Source organism: Lysobacter gummosus (genome assembly GCF_001442805.1).
Lineage (GTDB): Bacteria > Pseudomonadota > Gammaproteobacteria > Xanthomonadales > Xanthomonadaceae > Lysobacter > Lysobacter gummosus.
Genome location: NZ_CP011131.1, coordinates 402,126 through 424,172 on the forward strand (window position 1 = coordinate 402,126; position 22,047 = coordinate 424,172).

General features: G+C 66.4%; 15 protein-coding genes and 2 pseudogenes. 13 read left to right on the forward strand and 4 right to left on the reverse strand.

What is annotated here, in order from left to right; genetic code table 11:
• The first annotated feature begins 81 nt into the window (after positions 1 to 81).
• Positions 82 to 486: a VOC family protein gene (locus LG3211_RS01600; protein WP_148648699.1), complete on the forward strand. Its 405-nt coding sequence runs from the start codon at positions 82 to 84 to the stop codon at positions 484 to 486.
• A 71-nt stretch (positions 487 to 557) separates the two neighbouring features.
• Complete coding sequence (locus tag LG3211_RS01605) at positions 558 to 1,634, forward strand: L-dopachrome tautomerase-related protein (protein WP_057941311.1); 1,077 nt, start codon at positions 558 to 560, stop codon at positions 1,632 to 1,634.
• 113 nt (positions 1,635 to 1,747) lie between these two features.
• Here LG3211_RS01605 and LG3211_RS01610 read toward each other — a convergent pair whose 3' ends face one another.
• Positions 1,748 to 2,227: a tRNA (cytidine(34)-2'-O)-methyltransferase gene (locus LG3211_RS01610; protein ID WP_057945197.1), complete on the reverse strand. Its 480-nt coding sequence runs from the start codon at positions 2,225 to 2,227 to the stop codon at positions 1,748 to 1,750.
• Positions 2,228 to 2,423: 196 nt separating this feature from the next.
• On the opposite strand from LG3211_RS01610, the gene LG3211_RS01615 reads away from it, so the two are divergent.
• Positions 2,424 to 5,309, forward strand: coding sequence for a M16 family metallopeptidase (locus tag LG3211_RS01615; RefSeq protein ID WP_057941312.1), 2,886 nt, complete (start codon positions 2,424 to 2,426; stop codon positions 5,307 to 5,309).
• Positions 5,310 to 5,470: 161 nt separating this feature from the next.
• On the opposite strand, the gene LG3211_RS27640 is transcribed toward LG3211_RS01615, so the two are convergent.
• The gene (locus LG3211_RS27640; protein WP_484502512.1) at positions 5,471 to 5,521 is read right to left on the reverse strand and encodes a hypothetical protein; all 51 of its coding nucleotides are present in this window, start codon (positions 5,519 to 5,521) and stop codon (positions 5,471 to 5,473) included.
• Here LG3211_RS27640 and LG3211_RS27645 point away from each other — a divergent pair.
• The 10 genes and pseudogenes from LG3211_RS27645 to LG3211_RS01660 form a co-directional block, all read left to right on the forward strand.
• Positions 5,514 to 5,573, forward strand: a pseudogene (locus LG3211_RS27645) (hypothetical protein); the annotation flags it as partial. The gene LG3211_RS27640 and the pseudogene LG3211_RS27645 overlap by 8 nt on opposite strands.
• A gap of 95 nt (positions 5,574 to 5,668) precedes the next feature.
• A pseudogene (locus LG3211_RS01620) lies at positions 5,669 to 5,989 on the forward strand (DUF4156 domain-containing protein); the annotation flags it as partial.
• Between the two features lie 265 nt (positions 5,990 to 6,254).
• A complete protein-coding gene (locus LG3211_RS01625) occupies positions 6,255 to 7,277 on the forward strand; it encodes a 3-oxoacyl-ACP synthase III (protein WP_057945198.1) in 1,023 nt (340 codons plus the stop codon).
• Positions 7,278 to 7,561: 284 nt separating this feature from the next.
• Complete coding sequence (locus tag LG3211_RS01630; RefSeq protein ID WP_148648700.1) at positions 7,562 to 7,924, forward strand: hypothetical protein; 363 nt, start codon at positions 7,562 to 7,564, stop codon at positions 7,922 to 7,924.
• 299 nt (positions 7,925 to 8,223) lie between these two features.
• Positions 8,224 to 8,850, forward strand: a complete 627-nt coding sequence (bacA, locus tag LG3211_RS01635; RefSeq protein WP_057941314.1) for a biofilm formation regulator BacA — start codon at positions 8,224 to 8,226, stop codon at positions 8,848 to 8,850.
• A complete protein-coding gene (locus LG3211_RS01640) occupies positions 8,850 to 9,563 on the forward strand; it encodes a PspA/IM30 family protein (protein WP_057941315.1) in 714 nt (237 codons plus the stop codon). The genes bacA and LG3211_RS01640 overlap by 1 nt, the downstream gene beginning before the upstream one ends.
• 52 nt (positions 9,564 to 9,615) lie before the next feature.
• Complete coding sequence (locus tag LG3211_RS01645; protein ID WP_057941316.1) at positions 9,616 to 10,296, forward strand: hypothetical protein; 681 nt, start codon at positions 9,616 to 9,618, stop codon at positions 10,294 to 10,296.
• Between the two features lie 80 nt (positions 10,297 to 10,376).
• Positions 10,377 to 12,419 carry a flotillin family protein gene (locus LG3211_RS01650; protein WP_222837562.1) on the forward strand — a complete coding sequence of 681 codons (2,043 nt, stop codon included), beginning with the start codon at positions 10,377 to 10,379 and terminating at the stop codon, positions 12,417 to 12,419.
• A 106-nt stretch (positions 12,420 to 12,525) separates the two neighbouring features.
• Positions 12,526 to 17,874: a DNA repair ATPase gene (locus LG3211_RS01655; RefSeq protein WP_083512239.1), complete on the forward strand. Its 5,349-nt coding sequence runs from the start codon at positions 12,526 to 12,528 to the stop codon at positions 17,872 to 17,874.
• A gap of 10 nt (positions 17,875 to 17,884) precedes the next feature.
• The gene (locus tag LG3211_RS01660) at positions 17,885 to 18,592 is read left to right on the forward strand and encodes a phospholipase D-like domain-containing protein (RefSeq protein ID WP_057941318.1); all 708 of its coding nucleotides are present in this window, start codon (positions 17,885 to 17,887) and stop codon (positions 18,590 to 18,592) included.
• 215 nt (positions 18,593 to 18,807) lie between these two features.
• Here the strand turns inward: LG3211_RS01660 and LG3211_RS01665 are convergent, their stop codons facing one another.
• Both LG3211_RS01665 and LG3211_RS01670 read right to left on the reverse strand, forming a co-directional pair.
• Positions 18,808 to 20,025, reverse strand: a complete 1,218-nt coding sequence (locus LG3211_RS01665; RefSeq protein ID WP_057941319.1) for a CaiB/BaiF CoA transferase family protein — start codon at positions 20,023 to 20,025, stop codon at positions 18,808 to 18,810.
• A 132-nt stretch (positions 20,026 to 20,157) separates the two neighbouring features.
• Positions 20,158 to 22,044, reverse strand: coding sequence for a glycoside hydrolase family 127 protein (locus tag LG3211_RS01670; RefSeq protein ID WP_237049814.1), 1,887 nt, complete (start codon positions 22,042 to 22,044; stop codon positions 20,158 to 20,160).
• Between the last annotated feature and the right edge of the window lie 3 nt (positions 22,045 to 22,047).

Sequence of the window (22,047 nt, forward strand, 5' to 3'; positions counted from 1 at the left end):
GAAACAGAACCGGCTTATGCCGGGTTTTTCCGGGCCGCGCAAGCGCCCAGGCTGTGTCCATCGCCTCGCTGGAACCGTCTCATGGCCACCGTCATCGCTCATACCGCCGATTGCGCCGTGTCGCCGATGTGGCATTTCGATCACCTCAATCTGCAGGGGCCACCAGATTCGACGGTGACGCGCCTGTTCGGCGAGGTGATGGGACTGCGGCCGGGCTATCGACCGCCGTTTCGGTTTCCGGGCCAATGGCTGTATCGCGGCGATGAGGCCTGGCTGCATCTGGTACAGCCGCCCGGCACGCGGGAAGGCCAACTGCGATTGGGCCACATCGCCTTTCGCACCGATGAGCCCGCCGCCTGCGTGCTCGACCGGCTGCGCGCCGCCGAACTGGCGTTCGAGATCGAGGTCGTGCCCGAAACCGGCTGCGTGCAGTTCTTCGTGACGCTGCCCGGCGGCTTGGTGATCGAACTCGATGCGCCGGCCTAGTTCACCCAGGCCGGCGTCGCCGGCCTATCCGATTCGCACTTCTCTCTCCCTCTCACAGGATTCACATCGCAATGAAAACTCCGACTGTGTTGTCGCTCGCCGCCGCGCTGTCGTGGGCGTGCGCAACGTTCTCCGCGCATGCCGCCGATTCTTCCATCCTTGCCGGCACGCAACCGAATCTGGAAGTGGTCGCCGCCTCCGACATGCGTCCGGGCAATGTCGCCGTCTCGGCCAAGGGGCGCGTGTTCGCCACCTTCCACGCACTGGGCAATCCGAAGATCCAGCTCGGCGAGGTCAAGGACGGCCGCATCGTGCCGTATCCGAATCTGGCCTTGCAGAAGAACGGCGCTGCGCCCACGGATGCGACCTTCGACGCCATGCTCGGCCTGAGCGTGGACCGGCGCGACCGGCTGTGGGTGATCGACATGGGCCTCAACCTCGGCAAGACCCGCTTGTGGGCCTTCGATCTGCGCAAGAACGCGGTGATCGAGAAGATCGAGTTGCCCATCGATGTCGCGCCCAAGGGCAGCTTCTTGCAGGACTTCGTCATCGACGAAAAGCGCGGCTGGGCCTATCTGGCCGACATCGCCAATCCGGGCATCGTCGCGCTGAACCTGAAGACCGGAAAAGCGCGCCGCTTCGGCGCCCATGCCTCGCTGCAGGCGCAGGACATCGACATGGTGATCGACGGCCGCGTGGTCCAGTTCAACGGCAAGCCGGCGCGCGTGGCGATCGATCCGATCACCTTGTCGGCCGATCGCGACACCCTGTACTTCGGCGCGATGAACGGCACCACCTGGTACCAGCTGCCGACGCGGCTGCTGCGCGAGGGCGCCGACGACGCCGCCATCGGCGCGGCGATCAAGCCCGCCGGCAAGAAGCCGATCAGCGACGGCGCCCTGACCGACGCGGCCGGCGCGCATTACTTCACCGACGTGCAGGCGCATGCGATCGTCCGCATCGACCGCGACGGATCCGAGCATTCGCTGATTCGTGACCCGCGCCTGCAATGGCCGGACAACATCAGCTTCGGCCCGCGCGGCTGGATCTATGTCTCGGCCAACCAGCTCGACACCACGCCGAGCTTTACCGGCGGTGCGGACAAGGGCAAGCCGCCGTATTACCTGTATCGGTTCATGCCTCGTTGAGGCGAGGATTCAGCGCCGAGCAATCAGCGCACTCGATACACCGCTTCGCCCTCTCCGTAATCCCGTAAGGCAGAGGGCGCTTTTTCCGCGTGTTTACGGCGATGGCGCAGCCATCATTCCCCACCCGCAAACCCGAACTGCCGCCACGCTTCGAACACCACCACCGCGACGGTGTTGGACAGATTCAGGCTGCGATTGTCCGGGCGCATCGGCAGGCGCAGGCGTTGTTCGGGCGGGATCGACTCCAGCACCTCCTGCGGCAGGCCGCGGGTTTCCGGGCCGAACACGAACGCGTCGCCGGCGGCGTAATGCGGGGTGTCGAAGCGGGTGCGGCTGCGCGTGCTCAGGGCGAACAGGCGCGGCGCGGCGCCTTGCGCTTCGCCGATCGCGGCCAGCGCCGCGTCCAGGCTGTCGTGCACGCGCAGGCTGGCGTACTCGTGATAGTCCAGGCCGGCGCGCTTGAGCTGTTTGTCTTCCAGGGTGAAACCCAGCGGCGCGATCAGGTGCAGGCTGGCGCCGGTGTTCGCGCACAGGCGGATCACGTTGCCGGTGTTGGGCGGAATCTCGGGCTGGTAGAGGATGACGTTGAACATGCGCGCATTATGCGGCTTGGCCGCGGCGCGGTCCCCGCGCACGCGCTCGGGCCCGATGCCGGCGCCGCGCCCGGGCGCCGGGAACGCAAAAGCGCCCGGCCTCCCCCTGTGACCGCCGGCCCATGCCCGTCGCGGCGGCGGCGCCTAAGATGGCCGCTTTGGTCCGTCCGCGGACGCCTTACCAGCCGGAGTTGTCATGTCGAAGTCCCCGTCGTCCGCCCTCGCGCCGCGCCGCGCCCGTCCGCGCGTGGCCGCGCTCGCCCTGGCTTTGGGAGTCGCCCTGGTCGGCGGGGCGATCGCGCCGGCCGCGGCCGCGAGCAAGGACAACGCCAGCGTCAGCATCGGCTTCGACGAATTCACCCTGCCCAACGGCCTGCGCGTGATCGTGCACACCGACCGTAAGGCGCCGATCGTCGCGGTCAACGTGTGGTATCACGTCGGCAGCAAGAACGAGCAGCCCGGCCGCACCGGCTTCGCGCATCTGTTCGAACACCTGATGTTCCAGGGCTCGGAGAACTACAAGGGCGAGTTCTTCACGCCGTTCGAACTGGTCGGCACCACCGACCAGAACGGCACCACCAACGTCGATCGCACCAATTATTTCCAGAACGTGCCGACCACCGCGCTCGACATGGCGCTGTGGATGGAGTCCGACCGAATGGGCCACCTGCTCGGCGCGATCGATCAAAAGACCCTCGACGAACAGCGCGGCGTGGTCCAGAACGAGAAGCGCCAGGGCGAGAACCAGCCCTACGGCCGGCGCATCAGCGCCAGGCTGTACGAGGCGCTGTATCCGGCCGATCATCCCTACAGCTGGCAGACCATCGGCTCGATGGCCGACCTCGACGCGGCCTCGCTCGGCGACGTCAAGACCTGGTTCCGCAGCTGGTACGGCCCCAATAACGCGGTGCTGGTGCTGGCCGGCGACATCGACCTGAAGACGGCGAAGGAAAAGGCGCTGCGTTTCTTCGGCGACATTCCCGCCAGCGCGACCTTGCCCGACATGGCCACGCGCATTCCCAAGCGCGATCGCGACACGGAAGAAACCATTCCCGACCGCGTGCCGCAGGCGCGCGTGTACCGCGGCTGGCCGGTCGCCCAATACGGCGCGGCCGACGGCACGGACCTGCAGTTGTTCGCGCAGGTGCTCGGCGGCAGCGCGGCTTCGCGCCTGGATGCGCGCCTGGTCCATGCCGACCAGATCGCCGACAGCGCCAGCGTGTCGATCAACGATGCCGAAATCAGCGGCACGCTGGTGGTCGTGGCCAACGTCAAGCAAGGCGTGGACCCGGCGAAAGTGCGCGCGGCCATCGACGAGGAAATCAAGCGCCTGATCGCGCAGGGCCCGAGCGCGCAGGAGCTGGAACAGGCCAAGACCGCCACCCGCGCCGAGTTCGTGCGCGGGATCGAGCGCATCGGCGGATTCGGCGGCAAGTCCGATGTGCTGGCGCGTTGCGCGGTGTTCCTCGGCAAGGCCGATTGCTATCGCGACGAACTCAAGGACCTCGACAAGGCCAGCATCGCCAGCGTGCAGGCGGCCGGGCGCAAATGGCTGGGCGTGGGCTCGCACACCATCGTGGTGCAGCCCGGCGACAAGCCGGCTTCGTCGCTGCCGGAAACGGCGAGCGCGGCGCCGGCCAAGCAGCCCGCGCCGATTCCGGCGGCCGATCCGCGCTTCAAGACTGTGAAGTCCGATCTCGACCGCAGCCTGGGCGTGCCGCAGACGCAGAGCTTCCCCGCGCTGAAGTTCCCCGCGCAGCAGACCGCGCAGCTCAGCAACGGCATGCAGGTGGTGCTGGTCGAACGCCACGAAACCCCGATCGTGCAATTGCAGGTGGAATTCCCCGGCGGCTTCAGCGCCGACCAGGGTCGCAAGGCCGGCACCGCCAGCTTCGCCATGGCCATGCTCGACGAAGGCGCCGGCGATTACGGCGCGCTGCAGTTGTCGGCGCGCAAGGAAGCCCTGGGCGCGGAGCTGAGCAGCAACGCCAGCCTCGACAGCGCCAGCGTCGCGCTGTCGGCGCTGACGGACAAACTCGATCCGTCGCTGGACCTGCTTTCCGACGTGATCCGCCGTCCGCGTTTCGACGCCGCCGAAATCGAACGCGTGCGCGCACAGTGGCTGGCCGGCATCAAGCAAGAAAAAGCGCGTCCGCAGACCGCGGCGCTGCGCGTGCTGCCGCCGCTGCTTTACGGCGCAGGCCATGCTTACGCGATTCCGTTCACCGGCACCGGTACCGAGGGCTCGATCGCCGCGCTCAAGCGCGAGGACCTGCTCGCTTTCCATAGCGACTGGCTGCAGCCGCAGCGCGCGCGGGTGATCGTGGTCGGCGATACGACGCTGGCGCAGATCGTGCCGCAGCTGGAACGCCGCTTCGGCGACTGGAAGGGCGCCAGCGACGCGCCGGCGCTGCCGAATCTGGCCCAGGTGGCGCGTCCGGCCAAGCCGCGCGTGTTCCTGGTCGATCAGCCCGGCGCGATCCAGTCCAACATCTACGTCGGCGAACTGATCGCGCCGACCGGCGATGCCGGCACCATCGACTTCGATTTCGCCAACGGCGTGCTCGGCGGCGAGTTCAGCTCGCGTCTGAACATGAATCTGCGCGAAGACAAGCACTGGGCCTACGGCTCCTACAGCGGCTCGGGCAATGCGCTGGGCCAGCGGCCGTGGATCGCGCAGGCGGCGGTGCAGTCGGACAAGACCGTCGAATCGCTGGGCGAGCTCAAGCGCGAGATCGAAGCCTTCACCAGCGGCAGCAAGCCGATCACCGAAACCGAAGTGGTCAAGATCCGCGCCGCCAACACCCTGAGCCTGCCGGGCGCGTACGAAACCACCGACGCGCTGATGGCGCAGGTCGGCTCGGACCTGCGTTACGGCCGTCCGAGCGACTTCATCCTCAAGTACAAGGCGCGCAACGACGCGATGACGCCGGCGCTGACCCAGGCCGCGGCCAAGGGACTGGAGCCCAAGGCGCTGACCTGGGTGGTGGTGGGCGACCTGTCCAAGATCGAGCAGCCGGTGCGCGCGCTGGGCATCGGCGAGGTGCAGGTGATCGACAACGACGGCAAGCCGGTGCGGTGAGTGCGCCGATGGTGTGAGGCCGTCATCGATCGATGACGAAAGATCGCGGGCCGCATCTTCGGATGCGGCCCGTCGCGTTTGTGGGACCGCATCGCAGGACCGAGACCTCTTTTGTGGGAGGAAGCTTTTGTGGGAGGGGCTTCAGCCCCGATGCTTTCCGATCAGCCGAACCGAATCTCCATGCGAATCACCGCGACCCGAGCGAAGAGCATCGGGGCTGAAGCCCCTCCCACAAAAGACTTCCGGCTGCGCCGCGCTCGGTAACTCCAACCTCGCAACATCCCCGCATTCCTACCGCGCGCAGCCGATTCCGGCGACAATGCGCCCGGTCGAATCGAACTCACTTATCCGAGGTCCTCATGCGCGCACCCGCACTTCCGTCCCTGGCCGCGACTGTCCTGGCCCTGAGCGTTTCGGCATGCACCTGGGTGAACATGGCGCCCGGCGCGCAAGCGGTGCGAGTGGTCTCCCCCGGCGCGGCGCCTTCGTGCGAGAAGCGCGGCGAAGTCGCGGTGGCGGTCAAGCACAACGTCGCCTTCTACGAGCGCAACGCGCTGCGCGTGCGCGAGGAACTGGAAACCCTGGCCCGCAACGAAGCCCCCGGCCTGCAGGCCGACACCATCCAGCCGCTGGCCGAACCCTCGCAGGGACAGCAGCGTTTTGCGGCTTATCGATGCGGTTCCGGTGCCGCTCCGGCAAGCCCGGCTGCGCAAAATCCTGCTTCCGGCAGCGCCCAGACCTACCCGATCGGCGGTTAAGCGGGTTTCCAAACGCGGCCGTACGGATTTTTCTGAGCGATTTAATCGAAGTAATCGATTGTTTTTGAAAGCATTTGTGGGCTAGACGGCGGCCGCGGACCCGGTTTGCGCCGGACATCAGCTAATGCGCGGGGTCAGGGAAGGCGCTAATCTGTCGCACTTTCTGTCCGCGAAGGGTTTGTCGCCCATGCTGTTCCAACACGTAGCCATCGCTGGCCTCGCTCACGTCGATGCCCCGCGAAAGCTGACCTCGGAGGAGATCAATGCCCGGCTCAAGCCGACGCTCGATCGCCTCGGCATCAAGGTCGATGTTCTGCAGAACGTCGCCGGCGTGCGCGAGCGTCGTTTGTGGGACGGCGAAATGAAGCCCTCCGACGCCGCCACCCTGGCCGGCGTCAAGGCGCTCGCCGACGCGGGCATCGATACCGACCGTATCGGCCTGCTGGTCAACACCTCGGTCAGCCGCGACTACCTGGAACCGTCCACGGCCAGCATCGTCGCCGGCAATCTGCGTCTGGGCGAGAACTGCCAGAACTTCGACGTCGCCAACGCCTGCCTGGCCTTCATCAACGGTATGGACATCGCCAGCCGCATGATCGAGCGCGGCGAGATCGACTACGCCCTGATCGTCGATGGCGAAACCGCGAACAAGGCCTACGAGAAGACCCTCGAACGCCTCAGCGGCGAAGGCGTCACCGAATCGCAACTGCGCGACGAGATGGCCACGCTCACCCTGGGCTCTGGTGCCGCGGCGATGGTGCTGGCGCGCTCCGAACTCGCTCCGGGCGCTCCGCGCTACCGCGGCGGCGTGACCCGTTCGGCGACCGAGTGGAATCATCTGTGCGTGGGCGATCTGCACCACGACCGCATGATCGCCGACGGCCGCATGCTGATGATCGAAGGCCTCAAGCTCGGCCACAAGACCTTCGCCGCCGCGCGCGCCGCGCTCGGCTGGGCGGTGGAAGAGCTGGACGAATTCGTGATCCATCAGGTCAGCCGCGCACACACCCAGGCTTTCCTCAAGGCCTTCGGCATCGACCCGAAGAAGGTCATGACCATCTTCGGCGAGCACGGCAACATCGGCCCGGCCTCGGTGCCGATCGTGTTGAGCAAGCTGCGCGAGATGGGCCGCCTGAAGAAGGGCAACCGGGTCGCGCTGCTCGGCATCGGTTCGGGCTTGAACTGCTCGATGGCCGAAGTGGTCTGGTAAAGGCTGCATGATCGGCGCGGCTTCGATGCCGCGACGATAAAAGTTACGAAGGCCCGGTGCGGAAGCATCGGGCCTTTTGCTTTCAGGCCGATAAGACCTCTCGCATTTTTGCAGGGAGCTTCATCCCTTTTTGTGGGAGGGGCTTCAGCCCCGATGCTTTTCGATCAGATGAGTCGAATCCGCTTGAGCGATAGTCGCGATCGCAACGAAAGGCATCGGGGCTGAAGCTCCTCCCGCGAGAGCGGCCCTCTCCCAGAAAGTCTGTGCCTGTCGGCACCACCGGTATGCCTTTGCAATACGGGGTCGGGCTCACGCTTGCTATAGTCGATGCTTATCCGCGCGAGCGCCGCAACGGCCGCCGCGCCAAGGACCGATTCATCACCCGCAACGGAGTTGCCGACATGGCCCAGCCCAAGAGTCACCTCGAGATCGCCCTGGCCTCGATCCCCGTGTTCACCAACGACGGCACGCTCGACGTCGCCGAACTGCAGAAGCTGCTCGACCTCGCATTGCGCGACAAGATCGTCGATGAAGACGAAAAGCGCGTGCTCGGCAACATCTTCAAGCAGGCCGAACTCGGCCAGCTCGACGCGCAAGTGAAGCACCGCATCGACGAAGCGCGCGCCCTGCACGGTATTTCGGCCTGAGCCCGGGCGGCGGTCGCAAGGCCGCCGCCATCGCCCGGGTCCGCCGCGCCGCCGTCCGCGGCGGCCGGCCCGCGGGGCGTGAGCCGTTCGCGCTGCGAACCCCGAGCTTTGCGGTTGCCGGATCGGTTTCGATCCCGGTGCCGCGCCCGCACGGGGCGTCGTTGGTTCACCGGACATGTCTGTTCAAGTCATTGAATATTAAAGAATCGATGACGCGTCGCGCGGTTCGCCGTGCCGTTCGTCGGCTCTTACATGTCATGTGTTGCCAATGTCACATGTGATGAATTAACGTGAACGACATGGAACGCCGATCCTCCGCTTACTACCAGCGCCGCCATCGCGAACGTCTTCGCGATAAGGGGCTGGTCAAGAAGGAGCTGTGGGTACTGCCCGAGTTCGCGGACGAACTGGGAGCGGTGGAGAAGCGGATGCGGCAGCCGCGCGGTGCGGCGCCGGGGCGTGGACGCGTGGAGAGCAGCATGAACGACGGCAAGGTCTGGACGTCCGCCGGTCTGTACGACGCTTTGTCGCAGGCGGAGGAATTCGTTTACGGCGATTCGGTGATCGAACTGATCGACGGTGCGCAGGCCAGTCTGCATCTGGTGATGGCCGAGTACGGTGATCTGCCCTTGTTCCTGGCCGTGGTCGGCGAACAGATCGTGGTCGAGGCGCTGCTGTGGCCGGTTTCGCACGTGCGCGACCCGGCCGCGTTCAACGAAGAAGTGCTGCGCACCCACAAGGTGATCTTTCCCTTGTCCACCATCGGCATCGAAACCCTGGCCGACGGCGAGGACGCGTACATGATGTTCGGCTCGCTCAGCGCATCCTCGTCGCTGTCCAACGTGTTGTACGAGATCGAGACGCTGGCCGACAACGTCATCAAGGCCACCGAGGCCTATGAAATGCAGTTGCTGGAGGCCGCCTGATGTCCAGGTCCGAAGGCGGCGGCAATATCTGGAGCAAGCTGCTGACCTCGCTGCGCGGCGGCGCGCAGGACCTCGGCGACGGCTGGGTGGACAGCCGCGCGCTGCGCATCCTGGATCAGGAAATCCGCGATTGCGATCTGGACCTGCGCCAGTCGCGCGAGTCGCTCGCGCATCTTCTCGCGCGCCACACCCTGGCCGAGCGCGCGCTGAGCGAGCTGCGCGACAAGGTCGGCGAATACGAAGGCTATGCGATCAAGGCGATGGAAAGCGGCGACGAGGCCCTGGCGCGCGAAGTCGCGGACAAGATCGTGCAGCTCGAATCCAACCGAAGCGACGATCAACGTCATGTCCAGGAATTGGCCGCCAGCGCAGCCGAACTGCGCAAGTCCGTAGCCATGGCCGAAGGCAACATCCGCCGCCTGAAACAACAGCTGGACACGGTAAAAGCCACCGAGAGCGTCCAGCGCGCCCAAGCCGCGGTCGCGCAGCGCTACACCGGCCCGAACAACAAACTGCAGACCGCGATCGACTCGCTGGCGCGTATCAAACAAAAACAGGCCGAGCGCGGCGCGCGCATGGGCGCGGCGGCCGAACTGGCGCGCGGCGATCGCGGCGACGCGCTGGAACGCAAATTGCGCGACGCCGGGATCATGCCCGACGACGCCGGCGCCGAGGCGGTGCTGCTGAGGTTGCGACAAAAAATGCCGGATTGACCGGTTCGATGCAGGGGCCGTCAGGACGACGGCGAGCGGGGGAGGGAAGCGAATGTTGGAATTCTTCAGTACGATTTTCACGCTGCCGACAGCGTTCTACACGGTGTTGTTCGGCGTGGTCATCTGCTATTGGCTGCTGTCCGCGCTCGGATTGGTCGGCGGCGAGATGATCGACGGCTGGATCGGCGGCGATCTGCACGGCCACGGCCACGGCCTGGGCGATCACACCCTCGCCGACGGCGCCCATCAGCATCACGAAGGCGTGTTCGATCCGCTGATGCGCCTGGGCCTGGGCGGCATTCCGATCACCGTCGTGCTCAGCACGCTGGTCGGCGTGTCCTGGGGCCTGACCTATCTGGCCGACGTGTACCTGCTGAATCTGCTGCCGACCGCGCTGTTGCGCATCGTCGGCGGCGCGGTGGTCATCATCGTCGCCTTCGCCCTGGCCATTCCGGTGGCGGCCTTCGTGCTGCGCCCGGTGCGCAAGCTGCTGCGCAAGATGCAGCCCGGCCCGCCGCGGCCGATCCTGGGCCAGACCGCGGTGATCCGCTCGCCGGTCAACCGCGTGACCGGCACCGCCAGCGTCGAAGACGGCGGCGCGGGGTTGATCCTGCAGATCCGCGAAGACGATCCGGACCGCTTCAAGCGCGGCGACCGCGTCGTGCTCATCGAATACATCGAAGACCAGAACGCCTACCGCGTGGTCAGCGAAGACGAATTCCGCGGCGCCTGACGCCTCACGGCGACATTGCGTCCTTACCGTTACGGCCGCCGCGTCCGTAACACAAGTAGTCGAGTCATAGGGAGATGCAAATGGGTACTGCAATCATGGTGCTGACGCTGATCGGCGTCGCCGTGCTGATCGTGTTCGTGATGTTGCTGATGTTCAAGGCCTTCTACATCAAGGTCCCGCAGGGCACGGCCCTGATCGTCAACGACATGTCCGCCACGCCGAAGGTGCACTTCACCGGCGCCCTGGTGTATCCGGTGATCTACAAGAAGGAGTTCATGCAGATCTCCTTGATCACTCTGGAAGTGGATCGCCGCGCCAAGGACGGACTGATCTGCAAGGACAACATGCGCGCCGACATCACCGTCGCGTTCTACCTGCGCGTCAACGAGACCCAGCAGGACGTGTTGAAGGTCGCCAAGGCGATCGGCGTGGACCGCGCCTCCGACCGCACCGCGGTCAACGAGCTGTTCAACGCGAAGTTCTCCGAGGCGCTCAAGACCGTCGGCAAGCAGATCGAGTTCGTCAAGCTGTTCGAGAACCGGCAGGAATTCCGCGACCGCATCATCGAGGTGATCGGCAACGATCTCAACGGCTATGTGCTGGAAGACGTCGCCATCGACTATCTGGAGCAGACCCCGAAGTCGTCGCTGGACCCGACCAACATCCTCGACGCCGAAGGCATCCGCAAGATCACCGAGCTGACCGCGGCGCAGAACGTCATCACCAACGAGCTCGAACGCAACGAGCAGCTGGCGATCACCAAGAAGAACGTCGAGACCCGCGAAGCCATGCTCGCGCTCGAACGCCAGCAGGCCGACGCCGAAGCGCGGCAGAAGCGCGAGATCCAGACCATCCAGGCGCGCGAGCAGGCCGAGACCGCCAAGGTCCAGGAAGAGGAACGGCTGAAGTCGGAGAACGCGCGCATCTCGGTGCAGGAGCAGCTCGACATCCGCGAGCAGAACCGTCAGCGCGAGGTCGAAGTCGCGCAGCAGAACCGCCAGCGCGCGGTGGTGATCGAGGTCGAGAAGGTCACCCGCGCCAAGGATCTGGAAATCGTCGCGCGCGAACGCGAGGTCGAGCTCAACCGGATCGAGAAGGAAAAGGCGCTGGAAGAACAGCGCAAGGAAATCGCCAACGTGATCCGCGACCGCATCGCGGTCGAGAAGACCGTGGCCCAGGAAGAAGAGCGGATCAAGGAAGTGCGCCAGGTGTCGGAAGCCGACCGCGCCAAGCAGGTGATGGTGCTGCACGCCCAGGCCAAGGCCGAGGAAGAACTGGTGCGTCAGGTCAAGCAGGCCGAGGCCGACGAGACCGCGTCGCGGCACAAGGCGGTGGAGCTCACCACGCTGGCCCAGGCCGAGCTGGAATCGGCCGGCAAGCACTCCGAAGCCAAGAAGAAGATGGCCGAAGGCATCGAGGCCGAGCGCGCGGCGCCGGGCCTGGCCGATGCGCGGGTGCGCGAAGTCACCGCCGCGGCGATCGAGAAGGAAGGCATGGCCAAGGCGCGCGTGGTCGCCGAGACCATGGGCGCGGAAGCCAAGGGCGATCAGGAAAAGGGCATGGCGCAGGCGCGGGTGATGGAAGCGCAGGCCGACGCCAAGCAGAAGCAGGGCCTGTCCGACGCCAAGGTGCTGGAAGAAAACCTGTTCGCGCAGGCGCGCGGCGAAGAACAGCTGGGCGCGGCCAAGGCCAAGGCCAACCGCGATCTGGGCTTGTCCGAGGCCGAGGTGCTGCTGCAGAAGTTCAAGTCCGAGGCCGAAGGCCTGTCGCAGAAGTTCGGCGCGCTCGATTCGCTCAGCGATCAGGCCCGCGCCCACGAAGAGTTCCGCATGCAGTTGGAAAAGAACTTCGAGCAGGCCATCGCCGGCATCGCCGCCAACAAGGAAATCGCCAAGGAACAGTCCGACGTGCTGGCCGCCGCGCTCAGCAAGGCCAACATCGACATCGTCGGCGGCGAAGGCGCGTTCTTCGATTCCTTCGCCAAGGCCCTGTCGGTCGGCAAGGCCATCGAAGGCGTCGCCGGCAAGAGCCCGATCGTGCAGGACGTGCTGCAGCGCCTGCTGGCCAAGGCCGACGGCAAGAGCGACAGCAAGGCCGCGGGCGAAACCACGCTCGATTCCTGAGCGCACGCCTGACCAGGGAATGCGCCGCCCTCGCGGCGGCGCATCGGATTGACGTCCGCGGCGCGCGCGTTCGCGCCGCGGGCAGGACCGGTAGGACGAACCACTGATGGCGCAGACCAAGCCGACCGCGGCTGCGGGCGAGATTTCCAACGACAGCGCGAAGGCGGCCGCCGTCGATCAGGCCGTCGCCCAGGGCGGCGCGTACGAGGTGCTGAGCAAGCGCCTGGCCGAACAGGGCCTGCGCTTGCGCGGCATCGCCGACGGCTTGAACAAGCAGCGGCTGAGCGAGTTCGGCGGCAGCCAGATGGAGGTCATCGGGCGCTTCCGCATTCGCACCGAGAACAACTGCGTCGCACGCGACATCGTCCAGGTCGGCGAATACCTGGTGTTCGGCTACAACGTGTTCCTGGGCCTGAAGAAGGAAACCACGGTCGCGGACGTGTTCTGCCTGTACAAGCTGGTGCAGGGGCCGGAGGGCTATGACGTCACGCCGGTCGATCTGAAGGGCAGCTTCCTCGGCATCGACAGCTTCGTGCAGGATTTCCGCGAGCTGTACGCGTACTACAAGCACACCCGGCTGATCCAGCTGATCGTGCGCGACAGCAAGCTGCTGGCGGCGTTTCAGATCGGCGAACGCATCACCGATTTGCGCGTGTTCCGCTGGTCGGTCTCGCCCGACGGCGAGGTGCGCTACATCGACAACCGCGGCGAGCGCGACATCGCGCTGCCGGCGCCGTTCGATTTCGAATGGACCCGCGCCACCCGCGATATGGTCGTCAACGGCCGCCATCCGCATCTGAACATTCTCGACAGCGTGTTCGTGGAGACGGTCAACGGCGATCTCACCGTCAAGATCGAGAACAACACCGAGGACGGCCAGGGCATCTACCGCGAGCCGGTGGCGGACAAGACCCAGTCGCTGGACGACGCGCAGGTCGATTTCGCCAAGGTCGGCAGCCTGATCCTGCTCAAGATCCTGCCCTATCGCGAAGAGCAGTGGCGCTATCTGGTGTTCAACACCCTGACCCGCAAGGTGCTGCGCCTGGACGCGATCGGCCTGGCCTGCATCCAGTTGCCGGAAGACCACGGCATCATCTTCCCGGGCGGCTATTACCTGCAGAGCGGCGAGCACAAGAGCTTCGACCAGTCGATGGACGGCATGCGCTACAAGCGCAGCATCCGTTCGCCCAACGGCGAGGACGTGCTCTATCTGTTCTACGAGCCCGAACAGGGCCGCACCGCGATGTTCACCTACAACATGATCGAGCGGCGCCTGCAGACGCCGATCTTCGGCCATGGCTACGCGCGTCTGGAAGACGGGCGCATGGTGATCTTCGCCACCGAAAGCGACGAGCCGACCCGCGTGCATCCCATGCAGGTCTGGCAGACGCCGTACGCCAGCGACGAATACGCCGCGCGCCAGCCGGCCGGCAACACCTTCATGGGCAAGATCGGCAATGCCGAACTGGTGCGTGGGGTGTCCGAGCTGATCAGCCTGAGCCGCGAGATCGACGCCACCGAGGTGTCGGCGCAGCGCTACGGCCTGCTCGCGCAGAACACGCGGCGTTTGTTCGACGCGCATCACTGGCTGTCGGACCCGAACTGCGGCGATGTCGCGCCGCTGCTGCGCGAGATCGCCGCCACCGCCGAGTCGGTACTGGACGAATACGAGAAAGTCGAAGGCATCCGCAGCCAGTCCGACCGCGCCATGCGCGAGGCCCAGGGCAAGCAGAAAGCCTTGCTCGACAGCCTGCAGCCGGAGAACTGGGAGAAGGTCCAGGAGTTCGTCGACGCGCTCAACGGCCTGACCGCGCAACGCGGGCATCTGCTGACCATTCGCGAATACCGTTACATCGATGTCGGCGCGATCGACGCGATGGAAAAGACGCTGGTCGCCGAGCACGAGCGCATCGGCGCGGCCACCGGCGCCTTTCTCGCCGGCGACAAGGCGCTGGCGCCGCTGGCCGAGCGATTGCAGGCGCTGGACGCGCAGGCGCAGCAGGCGGCCACGGTGTCGCAACTAGTCGAACCGCTGGCGCAGATGCAGGCTATGTCCGGCGACCTGGACATGCTCTCGGCCCTGATGGCGACGCTGAAGGTGGAGGACGCGACCCAGCGCACCCGCATCGTCGAATCGATCTCGCAGATCTACGCCAAGCTCAATCAGGCCAAGGCGCGCGCCGATCAGCGCCGCAAGAGCCTGGGTTCGGCCGAATCGGTGGCCCAGTTCGGCGCGCAGTTCACCTTGTTCGGGCAGAGCATCGCCAGCGCGCTGTCGCTGGCGCAGGACCCGGAAAAGGCCGACGAACAACTCTCGCGGCTGATGGTGCAGTTGGAGGAACTGGAGAGCCAGTTCGGCGAGCACGAAGCCTTCCTCGGCGACATCCTGTCCAAGCGCGAAGAACTGCTGGAAACCTTCGAAGCGCACAAGCAGACCCTGCTCGACGATCGCCAGCGCAAGGCGCAGGCGGTCATGGACGCGGCCACGCGCATTCTCGAAGGGCTGGGCCGGCGCACCGCGCGCTTCGCCAGCGCGGACGAACTCAACGCCTTCTTCGCCGGCGACGCGCTGATCCTGAAGCTGCGCGAGCTGGCCGAGCGCCTGCGCGCGCTCAAGGACAGCGTCAAGGCCGACGACGTCGAAGCGCGCCTGAAGGGCGCGCGCGATCAGGCCGTACGCGCGCTGCGCGACCGCAGCGAGCTGTTCGAGGCCGACGGCAATGTGATCAAGCTCGGCCCGCGTCATCGCTTCAGCGTCAACACGCAGGAGCTGGACCTGACCCTGCTGCCGCGCGGGGAAACGCTCAATCTGCATCTGACCGGCACGGATTTCTTCGAGCCGCTGGACAACCCCGACCTGGACGCCGCGCGCGCTTATTGGGGCGTGTCGATGGATTCCGAATCGCCGCAGCTCTCGCGCGGCGAGTACCTGGCCGGGCTGGTCATCGAAGCCGCGCTGGGCAGCCGCGACGGACTGAGCATGGACCTGCTGCGGCAACAGCTGGCGCAGCCCGAGGCGCTGGCGCGCAGCGTGCGCGACTTCGCCGCGCCGCGCTACCGCGAAGGCTACGAGAAGGGCATCCACGATCACGACGCCACGCTGATCGTGCAGGCCTTGCTGCCGCTGCGCGACAGCGCCGGCAGTCTGGCCTTCGAACCGGCCGCGCGCGCCTGGGCGGCGCTGTTCTGGTCGCACACCGGCGAGCAGGGCGAGGCGGCGCAATGGCCCGAACACGCGCGCACCGCGGCCGATATCGAGCGCCTGTTCGGCAGCGCGGCCGGGCTGGAAGCGCTGCGTGGCGAAGTCGCCGCGGCGATGAACGCCTATGCGCAGGCGCAGAGCCTGCCGATCGATCCGGCGCTGACGCCGCGCGCGGCCGAGTACCTGGTGCTGGAGTTGTCGGCCGAGCGTCCGCAGTTCGTCTTCAGCAAATACGCGCAGCAGTTGTTGAACGCGCTGCGCGAGAAACTGACCGCCGCGCGCATGTGGGACGGCTTCGCCCAGACCCTGGACGGCCTGCGCGAGCGCCCGGCGGCGCGCTGGGCGCTGGCGATGAACTGGATCGAAGCGATGGCGCGCGGCCCGGAGCTGGCGCCGATCGCCGCTTACGCCGCCGAGGCCGCGACCTTGTTGCTGCTCGACGGCGAGTTCGCGAAGAAGATCACCGAGACCGAACTCAGCGCCAGCGTGCAGGGCTTGCTCGGCGAGCACCCGCGGGTCAAGGAAGGGCGGATGACGCTGGCGATCGACGACTGGTCGGCGCGCCTGCGTCACCATCGCGAGCACTTCGTGCCCGGTTTCCAGCGCTATCAGGCCCTGCGCCAGCAGATCGTCGGGCGCGAGCGCCATGCGCTGCGCCTGGACGAATTCAAGCCGCGGCCGCTGAGCTCGTTCGTGCGCAACAAGCTGATCAACGATGTTTATCTGTCGGTGATCGGCGACAACCTCGCCAAGCAGATGGGCACGGTCGGCGAGAGCAAGCGCAGCGACCTGATGGGCCTGTTGATGATGATCTCGCCGCCGGGCTACGGCAAAACCACGCTGATGGAATACGTGGCGCACCGGCTGGGCCTGATCTTCATGAAGATCAACGGCCCCGCGCTCGGCCACGAGGTGCGTTCGCTCGATCCGGCCCAGGCGCCGGACGCGACCTCGCGCCAGGAACTGGAAAAACTCAACCTGGCCCTGGAAATGGGCAATAACGTGATGCTGTACGTCGATGACATCCAGCACACCCATCCCGAATTCCTGCAGAAGTTCATTTCCTTGTGCGACGGCACCCGCCGCATCGAGGGCGTGTGGAAAGGCCGCACGCGCACCTACGACATGCGCGGGAAGAAGTTCTGCGTGGTCATGGCCGGCAACCCGTACACCGAGTCGGGGGAGGTGTTCAAGATTCCGGACATGCTCGCCAACCGCGCCGACATCTACAACCTCGGCGACGTGGTCGGCGGCATGGAGGCCTCGTTCCTGCTGAGCTACATCGAGAACAGCCTGACCTCTAACCCGGTGCTGGCGCCGCTGGCCACGCGCGAGATGGCCGATCTGTACCGCTTCGTGGACAAGGCCGAAGGCCGCGCGTTCTCGGCCAATGAACTGCGCCACGCCTACAGCGGCGCGGAGATCAACGAGATCGTCGCCACCCTGGAGCGGCTGATCAAGGTCCGCGACGTGGTCTACAAGGTCAACCAGCAGTACATCGCCAGCGCCGCGCAGGCGCAGAGCTACCGCACCGAGCCGCCGTTCAAGCTGCAGGGCAGCTATCGCAATATGAACAAGCTGGCCGAGAAGATTTCGCCGGTGATGAACGAGGCCGAGCTGCAGCAGCTGATCGGCGATCACTACCTGGGCGAGGCGCAGTTGCTGACGGCCGGCGCGGAAGAGAATCTGCTCAAGCTCGGCGAGCTGCGCGGCGTGCTCGACGCCGAACAGAACGCGCGCTGGGCCCAGATCAAGCGCGATTTCCTGCGCAACAAGGCGATGGGCGCGGGCGAGGCCGATGTCGGCGGACGCGTGGTGGCGCAACTCAACGATCTGGTCGAGAGCGTGCGCGCGCTCGACAACGCCGCCAGCCGCGCGCCGGCCGCGCCGCCGCCGGTGGAGAATCCGGCGCCGTGGGTGCAGATCGTGGCGCTGCTCGAACGCGTGGCGAAGACGCAGGCCAAGCCGCAAGCAGCCGCGCCGGTGGCGACTCCGGCGCCGGACTTCGGCGCTTTGTTGAGTCAGTTGGGGCCGACCTTGCAGCAGGCGTTCGATCCCCTGGTCGATCGCCTGCACGACAACTCCGAACGCCAGACCCGGATCAACGAGGCGCTGGTGGAGTTGTTCAAGCATCTGGGTGAGCGCGAAATCGCCGACGCGCCGACGCGCGCGGCGATGACCGAGCAGCAGCGCGAACTGCAGCGCGCGCTCAACGATTTCGCCGACCGGCTCAACGGCCGCGTGCAGCGCTGAGGGGCGGGCGATGGATTTCGGACAACTCGATCAGAAGCTGCGCGACAGCCTTGCCGATTACGCACTGGACAACGAAGAGAAATTCGAGCTGCGCGAACTGGGCGGCAGCATCGGCGGCGACCGCGTGCGATATCTGCGCAATCGCGCCTTCGACATGGCCCGCGAGCTGATGTTGGCCGAGCCGCCGCACACGATGGATGCGCTGCGTTGGCTGGAACAGGTGGTCAAGACCCTGGACGTGGTCGCGGCCGCGCCGGCGGTGGTGTCCAGCGCCTACTTCGCTCCCGGCGACGCCTGCCTGCGCAAGTTGCGCGAGCTGTGCCGGGCAGCCAGGCGCAGCGTCGCGATCTGCGTCTACACGATTTCCGACGATCGGCTGAGCGAGGAGATTCTCGCCTGCCACAAGCGCGGAATCGAAGTGCGGGTGATCAGCGACAACGAGAAGAAGTTCGACGAAGGCAGCGATGTGCTGCGTCTGCGCGAACAGGGCGTGGCGATGCGGATCGACGACAGCCCGTTCCACATGCACCACAAGTTCGCCCTGTTCGACGGGCGGGTGCTGGCCAACGGCAGTTTCAACTGGACCCGCAGCGCGACCACCAGCAACGAAGAAAACCTCGTGGTCACCGACGATGCGAATCTGGTGCGGTGTTTTTCCGGACAGTTCGAGGAGCTGTGGGAGAAGTTCGCGCCGGGGGCGAATGCGGCGCGGTACTGAAGTCTTGTGCGGGAGAGAGCGCTTTTGTGGAAGGAAGTGCTCTGGTGGGAGGGAGCTTCAGCCCCGATGCTTTTGGCTCAGATGATTGAGCGTTCGCCAGTAGCTGGGCTTGTGCTGCGGCATTGCGGCGATTTGAGCGGAAAGCATCGGGGCTAAAGCTCCCTCCCACCAGAGCGCTCCCTCCCACCAGAGCGCTCTTCCGCAAAGGCAGCCGATCAATCCCCACCATGGTTGCGCCGTCTGCGGCTAACGCCACCGCTTTCCGCCAACTCATCCTTCACCGTCTGGGTGTCCTGCCCCAGCATCGGCGCCGCGAATGGCGCCGGCCCCGGGGTCCGGCCGAACTTGATCGACTGCGCGACCCCGCGATACGGCCCCACCTGCGGGTGATCGATCACGCCGACGATGCCTTCGGCCACGACCTGCGGATGTTCGAACATGTCCTCGATCCGTCGCGCCGCCGCGCACGGCACCTCATCGCCGAACAAGGCCTCCCACTGCATCGCCGTGCGCGCCGCCAGCGCCTCGTGCAGGCGCGGCACGATCTCGGCCGCGGCCTGGGCGCGCTTGCGCACGCTGTCGTAGCGCGGATCGTCGGCCAGTTCGCTCAGGCCGGTCTTCTCGCACAGGCTCTTCCAGAACCGCGCGGTGTTGGCGGAAATATAGATGTGGCCGTCGCGGGTCGGATGGATGCCGGTGACGCCGCCGGAGCGCATGTCGCGGCCGATGTCCAGGCTCTCGCCCTCGGCCCATATCATCCGCGCCGATTGCATGGTCAAGGCCGCGCGCAGCAGCGACACGCCGACGAACTGGCCCAGGCCGCTGCGTTCGCGCTCGAACAAGGCCGACGACACGCCTGCGGCGAGCAGGGCCGCGGCGTAGTAATCGACCACCGAGCCGTAGATGATTTCCGGCGGGCCGCCGCGCGGGCCTTGCAGCGCGCACATGCCGGTCATGGTCTGCAGCACCTGGTCGTAGCCGGCCTTGTCCTTCATCGGCCCGGTTTCGCCGTAGCCGGTGACCGCGCAATAGATCAGGCGCGGGTTGATCAGCTGCAGGCGTTCGAAATCGATGCCCAGGCGCTGCGGCACGTTGGGGCGGAAGTTGTGCACCAGCACGTCGGCCTCGCGCACCAGCCGCAGCAGCACGGCGTGGTCGGCGGCCTGCTTGAGATCCAGCACGATGCCGCGCTTGCTGCGATTGACGCCGATGAAGGCGCGGCTCTCGCTGGCCAGGGTGGACGGATACTGGCGCAGGTTGTCGCCGTCGGGCGGTTCGATCTTGATCACGTCCGCGCCCTGGTCGGCGAGCAGCGTGCAACCGAAGGGGCCTGCGATATACGCGCTCAGATCGAGCACGCGGATACCGGCGAGCGGGCCTTGCGTGGCGCCGCTGCGGTGTTCGCCGGCGAAGTCGGGAGCGTTGGAATCCATGCGATGCGTCATTCCGGAAGCGGGTGCCTGCGGCAGTTCAACTCTGCGCTGGCCGGGCGCGGATAAACAGGCAGGTGGCATATGTTCTGGCGCCACAAATTCTTGCTTGGCGCGTGTGCAACGGATGCGAAATCATGCGTTATCGGCCGCCGCGTCCGCCGCCAGCGGCGACAACGACATCCAGGTCAGGCGCCAGGCGCCATCGACGCGTCCGCCGGCGCAGTAATACGGTTGAAACACCAGCGGCGCGCGATAGCCCGGGCTCAGTTCGATGCGCGGCAGCGCATGCCCGGCGTCGGGCGGCGACCAGCGCAGCCACTGCGCGGGCGGCGCCTGCGGCAGGCGCAGGGTTTCTTCCGTCTTGAAGCCGTCGATCAAGCCGCTGGCGTAGACCAGCGGGCCGCAGGTCACGGCGAGGTATTCGTAGTGCAACACTTCCTGCGCGACCGCGCTGCCGTCGGGCGCACGCGATTCCTGCACGTTGCGGTTGACCGCGACATGCGTGCGCGGCGTCATCGGCAGTTGCAGGGCGATTTCGTCGCCCGGACGCCACAGGCGCCGCAGCGTGCAATAGTCGCCGGCGACGACGGCCTCATCGACGGCCGCGCCGTTGACCGTAACGCGGGCGCCCTGCGCCCATGACGGAATGCGCAGCTTCAGCGCGAACCCGGCCTCGCGCTGCGGCTCGACATGCAAACGGATGTCGCCGGTGAACGGATACTGCGTGCGTTGATCGATGGCGACGCCGCCCGCGGCCGGCAGCGCGATTTGCGCCGAGCCTTCGCCATAAATATTCACCGCGATGGTGTCGGGATCGGCGCGCACATAGGCCACGCCCGGCAATTCCTCCAGCGCCATCGCGCCGCTGGATTTGCAGCAGCGCCAGTACGTGGTGTGCACGCGGCGTCCGTTCGGAAAGACGTAGTAGCACCAGTCCTCGCCGTTGGGCGCCTGCGCGCCCAGCAGGTCGTTGTAGGCCGAGCGTTCGATCTCTTCCGCATAGCAGGCCTGTCCGGTGATCGCCAGCAGCTCGCGATTGAGTTGAATCCACGCCAGCGTCGAACAGGTTTCGACATAGCCCTGCGGACTGAACACGCCGGCCGGATTGAAGGCTTCGCGCGAACGGTGGGCGACGCCGCCCCAGGGCCCGCCGCCGAGGGTGAGGTGATGATCGCGGATGCTGCGCCACACCGACTCGACCGCGGTCAGATAATCGGCGTGGCCGCTGACCCGGTACAGCTTGGCCAGGCCGACCAGATTCCACGCCAGCTGATAGGCCTTGCCGGTCGCGATCCAGGCCGCGTCCACGCCGGCCAGCGCGCGCGTGAGCAAGGCCAGCGGCGGATGCGCATCGGCCTGGCCTAGCACGGTCAGGGCCAGATCCAGATAGCTGCGATCGCCGCAGGCCACATACAACTCCACCGCCGGGTCCAGCAGCACCGTCGCCGACATGCCGTGATGGTTGCCCAGTTCGGTGATGTCGATACCGCCAGTGCTCAAGGTGCGCAGGCACAGATCGCCGATCTTGCGTGCGGCATCGAGATAGCGCGGCTGCGGAAAATGCCGGTGCACTTCCAGCAGGCCCAGGATCAGATAGGCGTGGGTCCAGATGTCCCAGGTGCGCACGCTCGGCGCGCCGTCCCAACTCAGCGGTGCCGGCGCCTGCTTGCGCATGAAGCGGCGCTCGGGTGCGTAGGTGCCCAGATAACCGTCGGCCTCCTGCGTGGAGACCAGGAAATCCGCGACGCGATGCACGCGCGCGCGCAAGTCCGCATCGCCGCTGCGCGCGGCGGCCTTGGCCGCGGCGACCAGCCACTTGCCGGCATGTTCGCCGTACCAGTCGCCTTCCAGGTTCTGCGCGCGCTGCGCCGGCGCGAAGATCGCGATCGCCGGGCTGGTTTCATCGACGATGAAATGCGACAGGCGGCCGGCGCGGTTGGCGTCCAGCGCGTCGCCGAGCAGGCCGCGCAGATGGATGTCGGCCGGATCGATCGCGGGATGGAAGTCGTCGCGTGTCATCGG